This is a genomic window from Achromobacter sp. RTa, assembly GCF_000757485.1.
Taxonomy (GTDB): Bacteria; Pseudomonadota; Gammaproteobacteria; order Burkholderiales; family Burkholderiaceae_B; genus Achromobacter.
In genome coordinates, this window is the sequence record NZ_JPYO01000004.1 from 44,209 (window position 1) to 60,428 (window position 16,220).

Here is a 16,220-nt window from a genome sequence, read left to right on the forward strand (position 1 = left end):
CGGAGCCGCAGCTGGGCACGCAGGGCTCAGGCCGCCGGCCGGGCCAGCCAATTGTGAAAGCGCGTCTGCCCCTTGTGTGCATCCGCGTCCGCAACCAGCGAACGATCGTTCAGTTCACTGCCGAAATAGCGCGCATGCACGTCGGCAACCACTTCGCGCCTGTCGCCTCGGGCAGCCAGGAACTTGCGTCCCAGTTCGTCCAGCGGGTAGCGGTCAGGCCCGCCCACTTCGGCCATGCCATTTATCGGCGTCGCAACTGCCAGGTCCGCCAGGACTGCGGACACGTCGTCGGCCGCAATGGGCTGGACCAAGGCAGGAGACAGCCGGATCGTGTCGCCCTGCACGCTCGAGTTGACGATGCCTTCGACAAACTCGAAGAACTGGGTGGCGCGCAGGATGGTGTAGGGAGTCTTCGACGCCCGGATCAGGTTCTCCTGGGCCACCTTGGCGCGCATGTAGCCGCTTTCCGGCAGGCGCTCGGCGCCGACCACCGACAGGGCGACGTAGTGTTCGACACCAGCCCGGGCCGCCGCCGCCAGCAGATTCCGCCCCGACGTATCGAAAAACTCCATGACCGCGCGGTCCTCGAACGACGGAGAATTCGATACGTCCACCACAACCTGCGCGCCGGCCAGCGCCTCGGCCAGGCCCGCGCCGGTCAGGGTGTCCACGCCCGTCCTGGGCGATGCCGCAACGATCTCATGACCATTCGCGCGCAGGCGCCGCACCACATTCGACCCAATCAGGCCGGTACCTCCGATAACCACGATTTTCATGTTCCGCTCCTTGCTGGAATGCCGTCCGTCCAATATCGCGACCGGTGCTTGCAGTATGCTTAGCACCCGGGCGGAAGGCTTTGCTGCCGCCTTGTCTTTCCCTTGGATTTGGCTTGCGCATTCGTCCAGCCGCCCGCCCCTGACGCCAGGCGCATGAAGACGGCACAAGGAGTACGGAATGCAATTTTCTTTTGACAACTGCCTGCTGGACCTGGACCGGCGGGAGCTTCTCCGGGCGTCCAGCGCCGTTTCCACCGCGCCCAAGGTATTCGACGTGCTGGTCTATCTGATGGAGAATCGAGACCGCGTGGTCAGCCGGGACGACCTCGTCAACGCCGTCTGGCAGGGCCGGATCGTATCGGAGTCCACCTTGGCCACGCATATCAATGCGGTTCGCAAGGCCGTGGGCGACGACGGGCAACAACAGCGCGTGATCCGAACGGTGGCCCGCAAGGGTTTCCGGTTCGTGGCGGCGGTGGCGGATGCGCAGCCGCCGAAAGCCGCAGACCTGCCGGAGCTTTCGCCCACCCCTTCCGGACCCGCAACGGCCGCCCCCTCCGAGGCATTTGCCGCCTCGGCACCGGCCGTCCCGGCCAAGCCTTCCATCGCCGTCCTGCCGTTCGTCAATCTCAGCGGAGACCCAGAACAGGACTACCTGTCTGACGGCGTGATCGAGGACATCATCTCGGCCTTGTCCCAATACCGCTGGCTTTTCGTGGTGGCCCGCAACTCGAGCTTTGCGTACAAGGGCCATACCGTGGACATCAAGCAGGTCGGCCGTGAACTTGGCGTGCGCTATGTGCTGGAAGGCAGTTGGCGCAAGTCCTCGAACCGGGTGCGCACCTCGGCGCAATTGATCGACGCGACGACGGGAATACTGCATTGGGCGGGCCGCTTCGAGGGCGTGTTTGGCGACATCTTCGAACTGCAAGACCAGATCACCGAAAGCGTCGTGGGCGCTATCGCGCCCCAACTGGAGCGGGCGGAGATCGACCGCGCCCAGCGCAAGCCGACCGAGAACCTGGACGCCTACGATTACTATCTGCGCGGTATGGCCAAGCTCCACCAGGGCACCCGCGAAACCATCGACCAGGCATTGCAGCTGTTCCACAAGGCCATCGCCTCCGATCCGGATTATGCGTCCGCCTATGCAATGGCGGCGTGGTGCCATTGCTGGCGCCGGGTCAACAACTGGATGACGGATCGCGAGAAAGAGACCGCGGAGGGTATCCGCCTGGGCCGCCTGGCTGTCGACCTGGGCCCGGATGACGCGGTTGCTCTGACCCGGGGCGGACATACGCTGGGCCAGCTGGGCGGAGACACGTCGGGCGCCATTGCACTGCTGGACAAAGCGCTTGGGCTCAATCCCAATCTGGCGGCAGCCTGGTTCCTGGGAGCGTTTCTCAGGCTGTGGCGCGGCGAAATCGAGGATGCCGTCGAGTTCTTCAAACATGCCATGCGGCTCAGTCCGCGCGACCCGGAACTGTATCGCATGCAGGCGGGAATGGCCGCCGCGCACCTCTTCCTGGAGGACTTCGACGCAGCTGCGTCATGGGCGGAAAAGGCCTACCAAAACCTGCCGAGCTTCCAGATGGCCGTTGCGGTCGGCACGGCCAGCTATGCGCTTTCCGGGCGGGCCAACGAGGCCGAGCGCGGGCTGGCGCATCTGCGCCAGATCAATCCCGCACTGCGCCTGTCCACCCTCTCGGATTGGATGCCCTTCTGCCTGCCGCGGAGTTTGGCCATATTGGCCAGCGGCCTGCGCGCGGCGGGGCTGCCGGAATAGCGATTGGCGCATTCCTGCCAAACGAACATCAGTCGTCGATGAAGATTTCCGGCGTGACCGACATGCCGACCTTCAGTTTTTCCGCCGCGGGCTGATCGGCATCTATGCGTATCCGCACCGGCAGGCGCTGCACGATCTTCGTGAAGTTGCCAGTGGCGTTATGCGGCGCAACGGCGGAATAGCTGACCCCGCTGGCCGGCCCCAGGCTTTCCACCTTTCCCGTCAGGGTCTCGCCCGCCAGGGCATCGACCTCGATATCCACCGACTGGCCCGGCCGCACCCGCGCCAACTGCGTCTCGCGAAAGTTCGCCGAGATATAGACGGCATCCAGCGGGACGATCGCGAGCAGCGGCTTTCCGACGTTGACGTAGGCGCCGACGCGCACCGACTTCTGCCCAACCGTGCCGTCCATCGGCGCGGTGATCCGGGTATAGGAGAGCTTGAGCTCCTCTGCGGCCAGCACAGCCTGCGCCTGGGCAAGCGCGGCGCGGGCCCGTTCCAGGTCTGCTTTCAGGACATCCACCTGCTGCCGCGCGGCCAGCAGGCTCGCCTGGGCTTTTTCCAGGCTGGCCTGCTGGACGCTTGCCTGCATTTCGGCCTGTTGCCGCGCCTGGACCGTTCCCGATCCGTCCGCGGCCAGGTTTCGATAGCGCGTCTGGTTGGCCCTTGCCAGTTTGAGCGCGGCCTCGTCCACCGCCACCGCCGCCTGCGCCTGCCGTATGGTGGACTCCTGCTGCACCAGGCGCGCAGCCAGCCCGGCGACGCTGGCGTGGGCGCTGGCAGTCTGGGCCTTCGCGGCTTGCATGGCGGCAACGAAATCGCGGTTGTCTATGGTGGCGAGCAACTGCCCTTGCTTGACGTGCTGGTTGTCCTCGACCAAGACCTTGTCGATTCTTCCCGATACCTGCGGCGCCACCATCGTGAAATCCGCATGGACGTAGGCATCGTCCGTGGACTGGGTCGACGCGCGGGACTCTGGACGGTTGAGATACAGGCCGCCGCCGACCAGCAGCATGAGCAACAGCACCGTGGTCGTGATTTTTGCCTTCTTCGGTAGTGCCATGATCGATTATCCCTGAGAGGTAGATGGAAATGCGGAGGCGCGCGAGACCGGGCGCAAGTCGGGAGCGGGGATGTAGGTCAGGCTCAACACGACAGGAATCAGCAGAAGCGCCACGACGCCCAGCACGCGATAGGCATCGGCAATCGACAGCACCAGCGACTGCTGGCCGACGATGCGCATGAGTTGCCCGGGTTCCAGGCTGTCCGGGACGAAGTTGCCGGCAAGCGCCGCATGATCCAGCAGCATCTCCGCATGGAAGCGGCCCCGCACGGTCAACAGCTGCCCGACCACGGCGGCGCCTATCATCGAGCCAAGCGCGCGCAGCGTATTGATCGCTCCGGAGACATAGGGTCCTTCGTGCGGCCGCACCACGCTGGTAATCAGGAACAGCATGGACACCACGGCCATAGGCTGGCCCAAGGCTTGCAGCGCCTGCGCCAGCACGAACTGCTCGCGGTTCCAGGCAACCGTCAACTGGGCGCCGGCGAGGCACGCCAACGCGATGAGGACCAGCCCTGCGGCGAATACCATCCGGGCGTCCACCCACTTCTGATACAGCAGCAGCGCGACCGCAAAGCCCAGGACCAGTTGCGGCAAGGCGACGATCAGGCCGATGGACGCCATTTGCATGGGCCGGTAGTCCTGGATCGGCCCCAGATAGCCAGCCGGCAGCATCGAGCCGGACAGCAGCACCACCAGCAGGAAGACGAACAACGTGAAACCCAGCAGCAGGTTTCGGCGGTCCATCACCTGCAACTTGATGAATGGCGCGGGGTGATACCACTCCGTCAGCAGATAAACGGCCAGCAGGATCGCGCCCGCGGCCAACGAGAAGGTCACCAGGGCCGAATTGAACCAATCCAGCCTGACGCCCTGGTCCAGCGCGACGGCGATCAGGCCGAAGGCCGGCACGCCGCAGGCCATGCCGAACCAATTGGCTTGCCGAAAGCGCGCAGCGTCGATGGGCTCGCGCGGCATCCCCCAGCCGATCAGCACTCCGGAGATGACCGCAAGCGGAACGATCTGCCAATACACCCAGCGCCAGTCGAACAATCCGTCGATCCACTGCCCGGCCAGCCAGATGGAGAAATTGGGGGCAAAGGTGGCGGTCATCGCATACAGGGCAAGGCCGTACAGGCGGATGGGAGGCGGCAGGAATTTCAGGGCGGCCATCATCAGTATCGGAATCGTCGTACCGCTCGCGACGCCCTGCACGAAACGCAGGGCCAGCAGCAGATTCAGATCGTGGACGAATGGCAACGCCAGCGCCAGCAGCGTGCACACGCTCAGCATCCAGATTTCGAAGCGGCGGACCGAGAGCGTGATGGCGAACCACGCCGAGAACGGCATGGCGATCAGCTCCCCGGCGCTGTATGCCGTCGTGAGCCAGGATCCGTCGTCGAAGCCCGCGCCGAGCGCGCCGCGCAGGTCGGCCAGCGCCAACGCGCCGACCCGGCTGTTCATCCCCGCCATCATGGCCGCGAGGAAGATGCCCAGGAGTCCCAGCATGGGGCGCATGGAAGGCCTGGCCGCAGCCCCATGGGCGCCGTGCGCCGCCTGCACCGATGCAGCGGCGCTCATGGCGTGGCCTTTTCCGGCGAGGCGGCCAGGCGGGCGCCGGCAGGCCGGTCATGTGAAACGGGCTGCGTCGCCGCGGATTCCGACGCGCCTTCGAACTCTGCCGGATCCCAGCCTCCGCCCAGCGACTTGTACAGATTGACCACCGTAAGCGTGCCGTTGGTCGCGCTGGCGTTGAGGCGGGTCTGGCTGGCGAGAAGATTGCGTTGCGCCGTAAGCACGGTGAGGTAATCGGATGCGCCTTGCTGGTAGCCGCGCTCGGCTGCGTGCAACGCCAGCTTGTTCTGTTCATACGAAACCAGCAGTTCGCTGTGCTCGCGCTGCTGCTCGGCCCAGGCATCCAAGGCATTGTCCACCTCATGCCAGGCCTGCAATACCGTCTGCCGATAGGCAAGCGCCGCCGATTTCTGCCGCGACTGGGTCAGGGCCAAGCGCTGCACCAGCCGGCCACCCTGGAAAATGGGCAGGTAGACCGTGGGACCGATCGAAAAATAGCGGGAGTCCCAGCTATCCAGATCGCTGCCCAGGAACGCTTCCACGCCCAATTGCCCTATCAGGGAGATGCGCGGGTAGAAATCGGCCTTGGCCACCCCGATAGCCGCGGTGGCGGCATGGAGTTGAGCCTCGGCCCGCCGGATGTCGGGCCGCCTCCGCGCCAGTTCCGACGAGACTCCGACCGGAACGCTGGCGGGCAGCGCAGGCAAAGGCATCGCGTCGCGCAGCTGATCATCCAGCGCGCGCGGCCTTTCTCCCATCAACAGCGCAAGCGCGTTCAACAGATTGTTGCGGCGCTTGTTCAGCTCGGGGATCAAGGCGCGGACAGCCGCCAATTGCGCGCGGGCCGTGGCGGTTTCGAAACGGGTAGCAACCCCATGACGCTCGCGGCTCTGTGTAAGGCCGAGGACACGTTCGGCGACGTCGAGGTTCTGCCGGGCGATGGCGAGCTGAGCCTGCGTGCCGCGCAACTGCAAATAGGCGCGGGCCACTTCGGCGGACAAGGCCACTCGCGCCGCTTCGCGCTCGTAGGCGGTCGCCGCCAGGGAAGCCTCGGCGCCTTCCTGCAAGCGCCGTGCGCGGCCCCACAGGTCGATCTCCCATCTGGCATTGAATCCCAGCCGCCAGAAATCGGTGGCGCTGCTGGGCGCGCCCAACGCGGCGAGTTTTCCATTTTCGCTGAGCGCCTCGCGCGCGTAACTGGCTCCGGCATCCAGGCTGGGCAGCAGCTCGGACGAAGCGATACCCAGTTGCGCCCGGCTTTGCTCGATGCGCTCGGCAGCCATCTGAAGATCGAGATTGCCGGCCGCGGCCCGGGCCTGCAGGCTGGCAAGCACAGGATCGTCAAACAGTAGCCACCATGCCGCGGGCACGTCGGCGGCGGACAGGCGCGAATGGCCGGCATCGCCCTGCCTGGGCGCCAGGTCCGCCTCGGAAAGGCCATTCGCGGGCTTGGAAAAGTCAGGTCCGACCGCGCAGCCCGCCAGCGCCGCGACGCAAAGCGCTGCGCCGGCGCAACGCCATAATGACGAACGGATGGGAGTCAAGATCACGGCAGTTCCCCGTAGGTAAGCAAAGAAGGGCATCGGAACAACGCACGTGCCCAGTATGCTCAGCGCCCTACAGGAAGACTTCGCCTGCGCTTTGGATTTCCATTTATTTTGGCTTGTCGATTCGTCCAGACCCGCGGGACTTCCTGGTGAAGAAGTATCGACCCGCGCATGAAGCTCGTCTTTTTCCGCTAAAGTTAGTTCAATACCGTCAAACACTCGCCAAATCCGAAGAACACGCACACTGGGACTCGAACGCATGAGTCGCGTGGGGCGGCCTAAGCCGCCATACCGAAATTCCCGAACATGGCAGCCAGAACTCTCAAGCAATCAGAGCTCGACTTTTTTCATGACGAAGGGTACTTGCGACTGAACCTCGTTCATTCCAAGAGCCATCTGAAGCCGCTCAGGGAAAGCATCCTCCGAGAACTATCTCGGCTCAAGGTCTGGGCCGGCGGAAAGCCCCTTGGCAGATCACTGAGCGATTTATCGCCATTTCAGCAAATCTCGAAGCTGTCCTCGATGGTGAAGATTGCGGGTCTGGACGAAACGCTGAACACAGCGGAGATTCGCGGCGCAATCGCTGATCTTACCGGCAGGGCACCGCAATCCGACCAAGGTTCGCAACCCTTGCTTTCTCTTCCTCATCAGGGGCCATGGTCATTGCGCAACCTGGCCTGGCACGTGGACGTGGCTGCGAAACCTGACGGTGAGATCCCCGGCATCCAGGCGTTCTATCTGATCGACGACGTTGGTCCGCAAGGAGGCGCGACTTTGGCTCTGGCCCGTTCTCATCGCGTGGCGGGCGAGTTGGCCGGCAGGCTACGCGGATCGTTGAAAATGCCAGGCGATCTCGACGCCGCTCTCAGCGTATCCAACACGGAGATCATCGAAATGTCAGGACGCGCTGGCGACGTTTTCTTGATGGACATGCGCGTGCTGCACACTCCGTCCATCAATTCGGCCGACCGTATCAGGATGATGGCCACAACCCGTTTCAGTCTGCGCGCAAGCAGATAAGGGCGGAGTCTGCTCCGAGGAAATCGATGCGTAATTGGCTCAAGCATGACTAGCAACGAAGAGATCGAAACGTCGGTCTATACCCGCTGGCACCAGTTGTCGGTGCCGTTGGCCTTCGCCTTGGCCGTGGGCAGTTTCATGCTGGTGGTGTTCAACCGCGGGCCGATCGGCCTTGCGGCGGTGCTGGCCGTGCTGGGGTTGCTTGTGCCGCCGCTGGTGGCGTTCAAGGGCTTTCCCCCGCGCAATACCGTGAAGGTGACGCCAGAGGGGCTGGAGTTTTCGCGCCGCGCTCCCGTCCCCTTCGCCCAGCTGTCCAGCTGGGGCACGGACGATTATCTCAAGCTGGTCCGCCCGGGGCTGCCGACGTTACTGGTCAGCGCGGCGGACCTGCCCAGGCGCGAACGTTTGTTGCGCGAGTTCGAACAGGCGTTGGCGGCGTGGCAAAAGCGCCAGCCCGCCGGTGCGCAGGCGGCGCGACGCACGCATTTCTATGGTTCCACGGGTGGACGCCTGGTGGGCTTGCTGATCACCATTCTGGGGGTGGGTTCGGCGATCATGGCGCTGGGCTTGCGCGAGACATCGGTATCGCTGGCCATCGTCGGCGGGCTGGGAGCGTTGTTCGGATTGACAATGCTGTTTGGCCGGCGGAACTGAATGGCGCCGCATCCTGCGCAGCGGCGGCCACGCGCCCTTGCCCAAGCTACGCCGCGCCCTCGTCCTTTTTCAGTGCCGCGGCCACGCGCGCGGCGGCGCAGACGGCCATCAATGGCGCCACGGCCAGCACCGCGAACAGCCACCAGGCGGCACGCGACGTGCCCTCGATACCCCCGGGCACGTTCAGGCCGCCCAGGTTGGCGAGCATGCCGGCCAGCGCCGAGCCCAGGGCCGTGGCGAACAGCTGCACCGTGGTGATAGAGGTGGCGGCCGTGTCCTGGTCGCCGCTGGGAGCCACCTGCAGAATCCGCGTCAGCAGGTGCGGCCAGCCCAGCCCTATGCCGAAGCCCACCAGGGCCAACCCCAGGCAGATGAAGGCCAGCACCGTTCCATCGCCCTGCGAGTGCAGGGGCGCGCTGAATGCCAGCGCCACCATCCCCGCCAGCACCAGCACCGGGCCGCCGGCGATGGCGCGGCGGATGCCCTCATGCTTCCACCCCGAACTCCAGATTTCCGATACCGTCCAGCCCGCCGCCATCAGGGCGGCCAGATAGCCGGAAACCAACGGCGTCTGGGCATGCAGGACCTGCAGGAAATACGGCACGAAGGTTTCGCTGGTCATGCCCACCACCAGCAATCCGATCGTGAGATACAGGGCCAGCAACGGCGAATCCAGGCGCAATGCGTGCTTGGGGAACAGCCGGGTTTCGCTGGCGAATTCCCTGCGCACCAATAGCAGGGTCGACATGGCGGCCACGGCCACGCCGGCGATATTCCACCAGGGATCCGGCGACATGCTGCCCACGCTCACCGCCAGCACGGCCAAGGTCAGCAGCAGCAATTGCGCCAGCGGCAGCCTGCCGCCGCTGGCCGTGGCGTCCTGCGCTCGCGCAGGCAATACCAGCCAGACCAACGCCACGTACACGAGCGTCATCGGCACCAGCGAGCCGAACGCGGCGCGCCAGGCGTCCATTTGCGCAAACACACCGCCCACCGCCGGCCCCAGCAGCGTCGCCACCCCCCACATGCCGGAGATCAGCGCCATCGCCATGGGCCACAGGCGCTGGTCGAACACCGAATAGATCATGGCGTAGCACAGGGCGAACAGGAAGCCGCCGCCCAGCCCCTGCAAGGCGCGGCCCAACAGCATTACCGGCATGCTCGGCGCAAGCGCGCAGACCAGGCTGCCCACGATGAAAATCGCGGTCGCAACGGCGTAGGCGCCGCGCGAGCCGGCGGCCGCCAGCAATCTGGCCGTCAACGCCGAGCCAAGAATGGACGCGACCACGAACAGCGTCGTATTCCAGGCGTAGAGCTCCAGCCCCCCGATTTCCTTGACCACCGACGGCAACACCGTGGTGGCGATATAGATGTTGATCGCGTGCAGCGCCACTCCGCCCGCCAATGCGATGGAACGCGCCAGATTCACCCCGGAGAGCAAGCCTCCCCAACTTCCTTCCTGTGCCGACATGCGATCTCCAGACAACAAAGGCTCATACGCATCGTTGTCCAGGACGGGCGGATGCGCCGCTCAAATAAAACAAGAATATTCTTGGATTATTATGGAGGCGCGATCGATCCGTCAAGGAATCGATCGGGGAATCCGGAGGGGCCCGCGCGGAGGATCGCGCGGGCGCCCGGCGCTGCCCTCGGCGTCAAGCGCGCTGGCGCGCGCGCGAGGCCGTCCCGGCCAGCACCAGGACGGCAAGGGCCAGCGGCACGAAAGACACCCACAGTACGGTATCCCAATCGTAGGCGGCCAGCAGCCCGCCAGAAGCGAACGAGCCCACGGCCATGGTGCCGAAGACGACGAAATCATTGAGGGACTGCACCCGGGTTTTCTCTTCCGGACGATGGCACTCCAGCACCAGCGCGGATGCTCCGACGAAGCCGAAGTTCCAGCCGACGCCAAGCAGGATCAGCGTGAGCCAGAAGTTGGCGACGTCGACGCCGGTCAGGCCGACGGCCGCGGACAATCCGGTAAGCAGCAGCCCCGCCGCCACGATGCGGCCGGCTCCGAACCGGACGATCAGGCGCCCGGTGAAGAAGCTGGGCGCATACATGGCGATGACGTGCCATTGCAGGCCGAGATTGGCGTTCTCTTGGGAATGGCCGCAGATATGCATCGCCAGCGGGGCCGCCGTCATGAGGAAGTTCATCAGCATGTAGGAAACGGCCCCGCAGATGACGGCGGTGATGAACAGAGGCTGACGGGCGATGACGGACAGCGGGCGTCCCTTCGCGACTTCGGCCGGCGTCGGCGCAGGCAGCCGGACGCCCAGCAGGACGACGGCCGACAGCGCGGCAACTGCGGCTTGCACGAGGAAGGTGGCCGCGAACATGTGCGGCTGCCAGAGATACATGGTGTGCGTGACGAGTTGCGGCCCCACTACGCCCGCCACGACGCCGCCCCCCATCACGAAGGAAAGGGCGCGCGCCCGCAACGCGGGAGACACGCCGTCCGCCGCCGCGAAGCGGAAGGAAAGCACCACCGCCGCATACGCGCCGCCAAAGAAAGTCGCCAGGCAGAAAAGCCAGAACGAGCTCAATATGATAGCGGCCGCCGCGAGCAGCCCCACCAGCACGCCGCAACCGGTGCCGGCCAGGAAGGCGGCTCTTCTGCCATGGCGGCGCGCAATGGCTCCTGCGGGCATGATGCAGGCCGCCATGCCCACCACGAAAATGGAAATAGGCAGGGTAGCCAGCGCCTTGTCCGGGGCCAGCATGTCTCCGACGATGGCCCCGGTAGCGTAGACCACGACGGAGTTCGCTCCGGCCAGCGCCTGGGCGGTGGTCAGCCGTGCGATGTTTCCGCGCTGCTCGCGCGACGAAAGTTCATGGGTGGGACCGCTGGCTGATGCTGGCGCGACGGAGGACAAGGCATACCTCGGTTGTAAGTAAATAATCACAGGTTATAAGGCGACACGATAACGCCTTTCCCGGGCGCCGCCGGAACGCCGCTGGATTCCAGGATCGGGAGCGGCCCGCCGGCCCGGTCCATGGTGAGGACCATGCGGAACTTCGCTTCGCCGGACTTCATGCGCCGATAGGCCTCTTCGGCCCGATCCAGACGCGGACGCCGCGGAAAGCCCGCTCCATCGCCAGATGCTGCGTCAACGCATGCAGGCCGGCCTTGGCCATCGAATAGGCCGCCCACGACCAGCAGCTTCCTGCCGTTGAACCCAGTGCCCATGTTGAAACCTCCAGGCGTCCGGCGCCTTGGTCCGTCGATAGAAAAACTGTGCGCCAAAGTGCACGCACAAGCGGGATTCTTCACCCGGCGCTCCCCCACCGCAAACGAGATAAACTTCCTTTCATTAAAAGAAAATCTTTATCGATATGAAGTCACCCGTGCATCTGAACGCCCTGCGGGCATTCGAGGCCAGCGCCCGGCACCGGAGCTTTTCCTCCGCCGCGGCGGAGCTGCACGTCACGCCCGCCGCAGTGGGCCAGCTCGTCCGCACCCTCGAACAATGGCTGGGCGCGCCCTTGTTCCATCGAGGCGCAAGCGGCAAGGCCCGGCTGATTCCCTCCGAGGCCGCCGAGCGCGCGCTTCCCGATATCCGCGCGGGTCTGGCCAGGCTTGCGCAGGGCTTGGAGCGGCTGAAGGAGGCGTCTCCGAACGGGCTGCTCACCGTGGCCGTCAGCCCGGCGTTCGCGGCGAAGTGGCTGCTGCCGCGCATCGAGCGCTTCCAGGCGGCATGGCCCGATACCGACGTGCGGCTGGACACCAATCTCAAACCCGTGGACTTCGTGTCCCAGCAGATCGATATCGGCGTGCGCTACGGCTTGGGTGTCTGGCCCGGTCTGGCGGCGGAAAAGCTGATGGACGAAGAGGTCTACCCAGTCTGCTCGCCCGCGCTCCTGCACCGCCGCGGCCGGCTCGACCGCCCCGCGGACCTGATGCGCGAGACCTTTATCCACGATCTGTCGATGGATGGCCATCAAGGCTTCCCGACATGGGATATGTGGCTGGAAAAAGCCGGAGTCCGGCCGACCCCGGCGCGGCGCACCATGAAGATCAACAATTCCGCGGCGGTGCTGCAGGCAGCGATCGACGCGCACGGGGTCGCGCTGGCCCGTAGCGTCATGGTGCGCGACGATCTGGCCGCAGGACGCCTGGTCAGGCTGTTCCCGGAGGTCGGATTCCCGTCGGCGCTTGCCTACTACGTGGTCTACCGCCCCGAGACCGCCTCCCTGCCCAGGCTGAGGGCCTTTCGAGACTGGCTGTTCGAAGAAGCCATGCCTGCCCGAAACGACGCGGCCGTCGGGAGCCGCTAGGGCGCGCATGGCGCGCGCGTTCAGTGCTCCCCGCCGAACTCAGCCAATTCCTCAGGATCCAGCCAATCCTCCAGCGCCGCGGGATCGGGCGGCTGCGGCGCCGTGGGCCGGGCGCTGGGCGTCCTGCTGAAGCGCGGCGCCGGCGCCGGCTGCGTGATGCCGTCGATGTCCAGCAATGTTGCGCGCGCCTTGATCTGGGGATGCTCGGCGGCGTCGGCCAGCGTGTGCACGGGCGCCACGCATACGTCCAGCTCCGCCAGCCGTTCGCACCATTCGTCCCGGCTGCGCTGGGCGAAAGCCGTGCGCAGCACCTCCCGCAGGCGGGACCAGGTGTTCCTGTCCTGATGGTCGCCCAGTTCGCGGATGGCGTTGTCGTCCAGGCCCAGCTGTCGCAGCAGCAATTCGTGGAAGCGGCGCTCTATCGGGCCGACTGACAGCCACTTGCCGTCTGCGCATGGGTATACGTCGTAGAACGGCGCGCCGGAATCCAGGATATTGGTGCCTCGCTGCGGCTGCCACGAGCCGGAGGCAGCCAAGCCGAAAAATGCCGTGGCCATCGAGGCCACGCCATCCATGACGGCGGCATCCACCACCTGGCCTTGTCCTGACTGGCGCGCCTCGATGATCGCGGCCAGCATGCCCAACGCCAGGTATGGGCCGCCGCCGCCGAAATCGCCCACCAGCGCAAGCGGCGGCGTGGGCGGCTGGCCGGCGCGGCCGATGGCGTCCAGCACACCGGTGACGGCGATGTAGTTGATGTCATGCCCGGCGACATGCGCAAGCGGGCCGTCCTGGCCCCAGCCCGTGATGCGGCCGTAGACCAGGCGGGGATTCTCGGCCAGGCACGCTTGCGGCCCCAGGCCCAGCCGCTCCGTTACGCCAGGGCGAAACCCTTCTATCAGCGCGTCGGCCTTGCGCAAAAGCCGCAGCACCAGCGCGATGGCGCGAGGATTCTTCAGGTCCAGCGCAATGGAGCGCCGGTTGCGCAGCAACAGGTTGTATTTCAGCTCCCGCTTCACGCCCAGGTCCGCCGGCTCCTTGCGCTCGATGCGCAGGACGGTGGCGCCCATGTCGGCCAGCAGCATGGCCGCCATCGGCCCCGGGCCGATACCCGCCAATTCGATGATCCTGATTCCAGCCAAAGGCCCCATGTGTACGTCTCTCCTTGCAATGGCGGCTGGCGCGCCGCCGGATCAAAGCAGTTCGACGGCGATGGCCGTGGCTTCGCCTCCGCCCAGGCACAGGCTGGCGACGCCGCGGCGCAGCCCGCGCCGCTCCAGCGAGTGCAGCAGCGTCACGATGATGCGCGCGCCAGTGGCGCCCACGGGGTGTCCCAGGGCGCAGGCGCCGCCTTCGACATTGACGCGCTCCGGCGAAAGGCCCAGGTCGCGCAAGGCGATCAGCGTGACGACCGCAAAGGCCTCGTTGATCTCGAACAGGTCCACGGAGTCGCGGCTCCAGCCCACCCGATCCAGCAAGCGCGTGATGGCGTGCACCGGCGCCACCGGGAACTGCCCCGGCGCAAGCGCCGCGGCCGCATGGCCGACGATGCGCGCCCGCGGCGCGAGGCCCAGCGTTTCCGCATGCCCTTGCCGCGTCAGCACCAGCGCGGCCGCGCCGTCGGATATGGAAGAGGCATTGCCCGCCGTGACCGTGCCGTCAGGCGTGAATACCGGCTTCAGGCCGGCCAGCCGCGATGCGTCGCACTGGCCCGGCGTCTCGTCATCGCAGACGAGCCCGCCGGCCGGCTCGCCACGGCGCGCCCGCGCCGCGATGGGCGCGATCTCGGCCGTGAAGTTTCCTGCCGCAATGCTGGCCTGGGCTCGCAGCACGCTCCGCTCGGCGTAGGCGTCCTGCTGGGCGCGGCTGAAGCCGTGCTCGCGCGCCGCCAGATCGGCATAGTGCCCCATCAGATGGCCTTCGTAGGCATCCTGCAGGCCATCGCGATACATGTGGTCCAGCAGTTGCCCGTCGCCAAGGCGGTAGCCTTGGCGGGCCTTGGGTATCAGGTGCGGCGCATTGCTCATGGATTCCATGCCCCCTGCCAGCACCAGGTCGGCGGATCCGGCGCGGAGAATGTCGTGCGCGAGGATTGCGGCCTTCATGCCCGAACCGCACATCTTGCTCAGCGTCGTCGCCTGCACGGTGGTCGGCAGCCCCGCGCCAAGCACGGCCTGGCGCGCCGGCGCCTGGCCCAGGCCCGCAAACAGGCAGCACCCCATCAATGCCTCCTGCGCGGCATCCTGCGGCAGCCCGGCCTGGCGCACCGCGGCGGCCAGCGCATGGGCGCCCAGCTGGGGCGCGGTGTAGTGCGACAACGCGCCCTGGAATGCGCCGATGGGCGTGCGCTGCGCGGCAACGATGACGACGGGGTCTGAATGGGTGGACATGGTTTGATGCCTCGGTTTCAAAACGGGTTCGAACAACAGGGCCGCTACGCGGCAACACAGGACGCCTTTGCATCGCTTCCGGCAGGGGCGGCGTCCATGATGCCGCGCACGAAGCCCAGCAGCGTCTGGCTATCGCCAGCCAGCAGCCGGCGGCCGATCAGGCCGGCGCAATCGTCCTCGCTCATGCCGGTCGCGCGCCATTCGTGCAGCCGCGTGGTGTAGATGCCCAGGGCCAATTCCTCCGTTATCCCGATCGCGCCGTGAATCGCGTGCGCGATGGCGCAGACGAGCGGAATGGCTTCGCATGCGCGCAGCCTTGCGCAAGCCGCAAGCGAGACGTCGGGAAACAGGGCGCCGCTGGCGCACGCCAGGCGCGCCGCCATCGCGGTCGACGCCACTTGCTCGGCAAGCACGCTGATCTCCTGCTGAATCGCCTGGAAGCGCCCCAGGGCCCTGCCGAACTGCTGGCGTTCCCCAACAAAGGCAATGCAACGGTCCAGCACTGCCTGCATGGCGCCGGCGATGCAGGCTGCGTCGGCGGCGTTGCGCCAGGCCTGCACGGCATCGTCCGGCAAGGTAACGCGGCCGATGACCGGCGGCGACTCCGGCCATGCCGGCGCGGCGCTGACGCGCGGCCGGAACAAACCGGGGTCAGGCGCGGCTGGCGCGGCCACGAGCAACAGGCAGCCATCGCGCTGGACCAGCACGCTGCGCGCCAGCCCGGCCCCCGGCGTCTGGACGCAACGCAGCCCGCTCGGCCCGGGGCGCGCCAACGCCAGGGCAATGGGGCCATCGGGCACGGCCTGGCCGGCGCTCCGCAACAAGGCGCGCGCCAGCATGGTGTCTGCCAGCGGATAAGGCAGCGCCGAGGCCCCGGCAGCCCGCAACAGCCCCTCGGCATCCGCCAGCGATAGCCCGGCCCCGCCCAGGTCTGCCGGCGTCAAGGCGTCGACATAGCCCAGCGCGTCGATGTCCTGCCAGACACGCGCGGCGAGGCGCTCCGCGTCCGGCCCGCCGTCCCTGGCCTCGATCTCGCGGACACGCTCCAACGGACACAGGCCGGCCAGGGCGCGCAGGAATTCGTCATGGAGGTCTTGCTGAATGGTTTGCGGCATGCGCTTTCCTTCT

General features: G+C 66.4%; 14 protein-coding genes and 1 pseudogene. 4 read left to right on the top strand and 11 right to left on the bottom strand.

The features are described 5' to 3' along the window. Window positions 1-26: 26 nt before the first annotated feature. Window positions 27-776 (bottom strand): SDR family oxidoreductase, encoded by a 750-nt coding sequence (locus JL37_RS02305; protein ID WP_043541701.1) that lies wholly within the window; start codon window positions 774-776, stop codon window positions 27-29. Window positions 777-954: 178 nt separating this feature from the next. On the opposite strand from JL37_RS02305, the gene JL37_RS02310 reads away from it, so the two are divergent. After that, window positions 955-2,562, top strand: a complete 1,608-nt coding sequence (locus JL37_RS02310) for a winged helix-turn-helix domain-containing protein (protein WP_043541702.1) — start codon at window positions 955-957, stop codon at window positions 2,560-2,562. A 28-nt stretch (window positions 2,563-2,590) separates the two neighbouring features. Here the strand turns inward: JL37_RS02310 and JL37_RS02315 are convergent, their stop codons facing one another. From JL37_RS02315 to JL37_RS02325, 3 genes are read right to left on the bottom strand one after another with little or no spacing between them, the layout of a single operon-like run. Then, entirely contained in the window at window positions 2,591-3,625 is a 1,035-nt protein-coding gene (locus JL37_RS02315; protein ID WP_043541703.1) for an HlyD family secretion protein, read from the bottom strand. Window positions 3,626-3,631: 6 nt separating this feature from the next. Then, complete coding sequence (locus tag JL37_RS02320; RefSeq protein WP_043541704.1) at window positions 3,632-5,206, bottom strand: MFS transporter; 1,575 nt, start codon at window positions 5,204-5,206, stop codon at window positions 3,632-3,634. Continuing rightward, window positions 5,203-6,966, bottom strand: a complete 1,764-nt coding sequence (locus JL37_RS02325; protein WP_369798514.1) for an efflux transporter outer membrane subunit — start codon at window positions 6,964-6,966, stop codon at window positions 5,203-5,205. The genes JL37_RS02320 and JL37_RS02325 overlap by 4 nt, the downstream gene beginning before the upstream one ends. An 87-nt stretch (window positions 6,967-7,053) precedes the next feature. On the opposite strand from JL37_RS02325, the gene JL37_RS02330 reads away from it, so the two are divergent. Together JL37_RS02330 and JL37_RS02335 are read left to right on the top strand one after the other, a co-directional pair. Continuing rightward, a complete protein-coding gene (locus tag JL37_RS02330) occupies window positions 7,054-7,767 on the top strand; it encodes a phytanoyl-CoA dioxygenase family protein (protein WP_043541705.1) in 714 nt (237 codons plus the stop codon). A gap of 45 nt (window positions 7,768-7,812) precedes the next feature. Continuing rightward, window positions 7,813-8,421: a hypothetical protein gene (locus JL37_RS02335; protein ID WP_043541706.1), complete on the top strand. Its 609-nt coding sequence runs from the start codon at window positions 7,813-7,815 to the stop codon at window positions 8,419-8,421. Between the two features lie 46 nt (window positions 8,422-8,467). Here the strand turns inward: JL37_RS02335 and JL37_RS02340 are convergent, their stop codons facing one another. From JL37_RS02340 to JL37_RS30815, 4 genes and pseudogenes are all read right to left on the bottom strand, one after another. Beyond that, window positions 8,468-9,892 (bottom strand): MFS transporter, encoded by a 1,425-nt coding sequence (locus tag JL37_RS02340; RefSeq protein WP_043541708.1) that lies wholly within the window; start codon window positions 9,890-9,892, stop codon window positions 8,468-8,470. 184 nt (window positions 9,893-10,076) lie between these two features. Next, entirely contained in the window at window positions 10,077-11,300 is a 1,224-nt protein-coding gene (locus tag JL37_RS02345; protein WP_043541709.1) for an MFS transporter, read from the bottom strand. A gap of 26 nt (window positions 11,301-11,326) precedes the next feature. After that, the gene (locus tag JL37_RS30970) at window positions 11,327-11,461 is read right to left on the bottom strand and encodes a hypothetical protein (protein ID WP_255352846.1); all 135 of its coding nucleotides are present in this window, start codon (window positions 11,459-11,461) and stop codon (window positions 11,327-11,329) included. Window positions 11,462-11,490: 29 nt separating this feature from the next. Beyond that, a pseudogene (locus JL37_RS30815) lies at window positions 11,491-11,619 on the bottom strand (sugar dehydrogenase); the annotation flags it as partial. 141 nt (window positions 11,620-11,760) lie between these two features. On the opposite strand from JL37_RS30815, the gene gcvA reads away from it, so the two are divergent. Beyond that, window positions 11,761-12,702 (top strand): transcriptional regulator GcvA, encoded by a 942-nt coding sequence (gene gcvA / locus JL37_RS02355; RefSeq protein WP_043541711.1) that lies wholly within the window; start codon window positions 11,761-11,763, stop codon window positions 12,700-12,702. 20 nt (window positions 12,703-12,722) lie between these two features. Here the strand turns inward: gcvA and JL37_RS02360 are convergent, their stop codons facing one another. Genes JL37_RS02360 through JL37_RS02370 form a run of 3 tightly spaced genes read right to left on the bottom strand, consistent with a single transcriptional unit; the run spans window position 12,723 to window position 16,207 of the window. After that, entirely contained in the window at window positions 12,723-13,853 is a 1,131-nt protein-coding gene (locus JL37_RS02360; RefSeq protein WP_043541712.1) for a CaiB/BaiF CoA-transferase family protein, read from the bottom strand. Between the two features lie 42 nt (window positions 13,854-13,895). Continuing rightward, complete coding sequence (locus JL37_RS02365; RefSeq protein ID WP_043541713.1) at window positions 13,896-15,092, bottom strand: thiolase family protein; 1,197 nt, start codon at window positions 15,090-15,092, stop codon at window positions 13,896-13,898. Between the two features lie 44 nt (window positions 15,093-15,136). Next, a complete protein-coding gene (locus JL37_RS02370) occupies window positions 15,137-16,207 on the bottom strand; it encodes an acyl-CoA dehydrogenase (RefSeq protein WP_052096783.1) in 1,071 nt (356 codons plus the stop codon). Window positions 16,208-16,220: the final 13 nt, after the last annotated feature.

Coding starts and splice junctions, on each gene's coding strand:
- JL37_RS02305 (WP_043541701.1), bottom strand. CDS start 776: ATGAAAATCGTGGTTATCGGAGGTACCGGCCTGATTGGGTCGAATGTG.
- JL37_RS02330 (WP_043541705.1), top strand. CDS start 7,054: ATGGCAGCCAGAACTCTCAAGCAATCAGAGCTCGACTTTTTTCATGAC.
- JL37_RS02320 (WP_043541704.1), bottom strand. CDS start 5,206: ATGAGCGCCGCTGCATCGGTGCAGGCGGCGCACGGCGCCCATGGGGCT.
- JL37_RS02360 (WP_043541712.1), bottom strand. CDS start 13,853: ATGGGGCCTTTGGCTGGAATCAGGATCATCGAATTGGCGGGTATCGGC.
- JL37_RS02310 (WP_043541702.1), top strand. CDS start 955: ATGCAATTTTCTTTTGACAACTGCCTGCTGGACCTGGACCGGCGGGAG.
- JL37_RS02365 (WP_043541713.1), bottom strand. CDS start 15,092: ATGTCCACCCATTCAGACCCCGTCGTCATCGTTGCCGCGCAGCGCACG.
- gcvA (WP_043541711.1), top strand. CDS start 11,761: ATGAAGTCACCCGTGCATCTGAACGCCCTGCGGGCATTCGAGGCCAGC.
- JL37_RS30970 (WP_255352846.1), bottom strand. CDS start 11,461: ATGAAGTCCGGCGAAGCGAAGTTCCGCATGGTCCTCACCATGGACCGG.
- JL37_RS02315 (WP_043541703.1), bottom strand. CDS start 3,625: ATGGCACTACCGAAGAAGGCAAAAATCACGACCACGGTGCTGTTGCTC.
- JL37_RS02340 (WP_043541708.1), bottom strand. CDS start 9,892: ATGTCGGCACAGGAAGGAAGTTGGGGAGGCTTGCTCTCCGGGGTGAAT.
- JL37_RS02370 (WP_052096783.1), bottom strand. CDS start 16,207: ATGCCGCAAACCATTCAGCAAGACCTCCATGACGAATTCCTGCGCGCC.
- JL37_RS02335 (WP_043541706.1), top strand. CDS start 7,813: ATGACTAGCAACGAAGAGATCGAAACGTCGGTCTATACCCGCTGGCAC.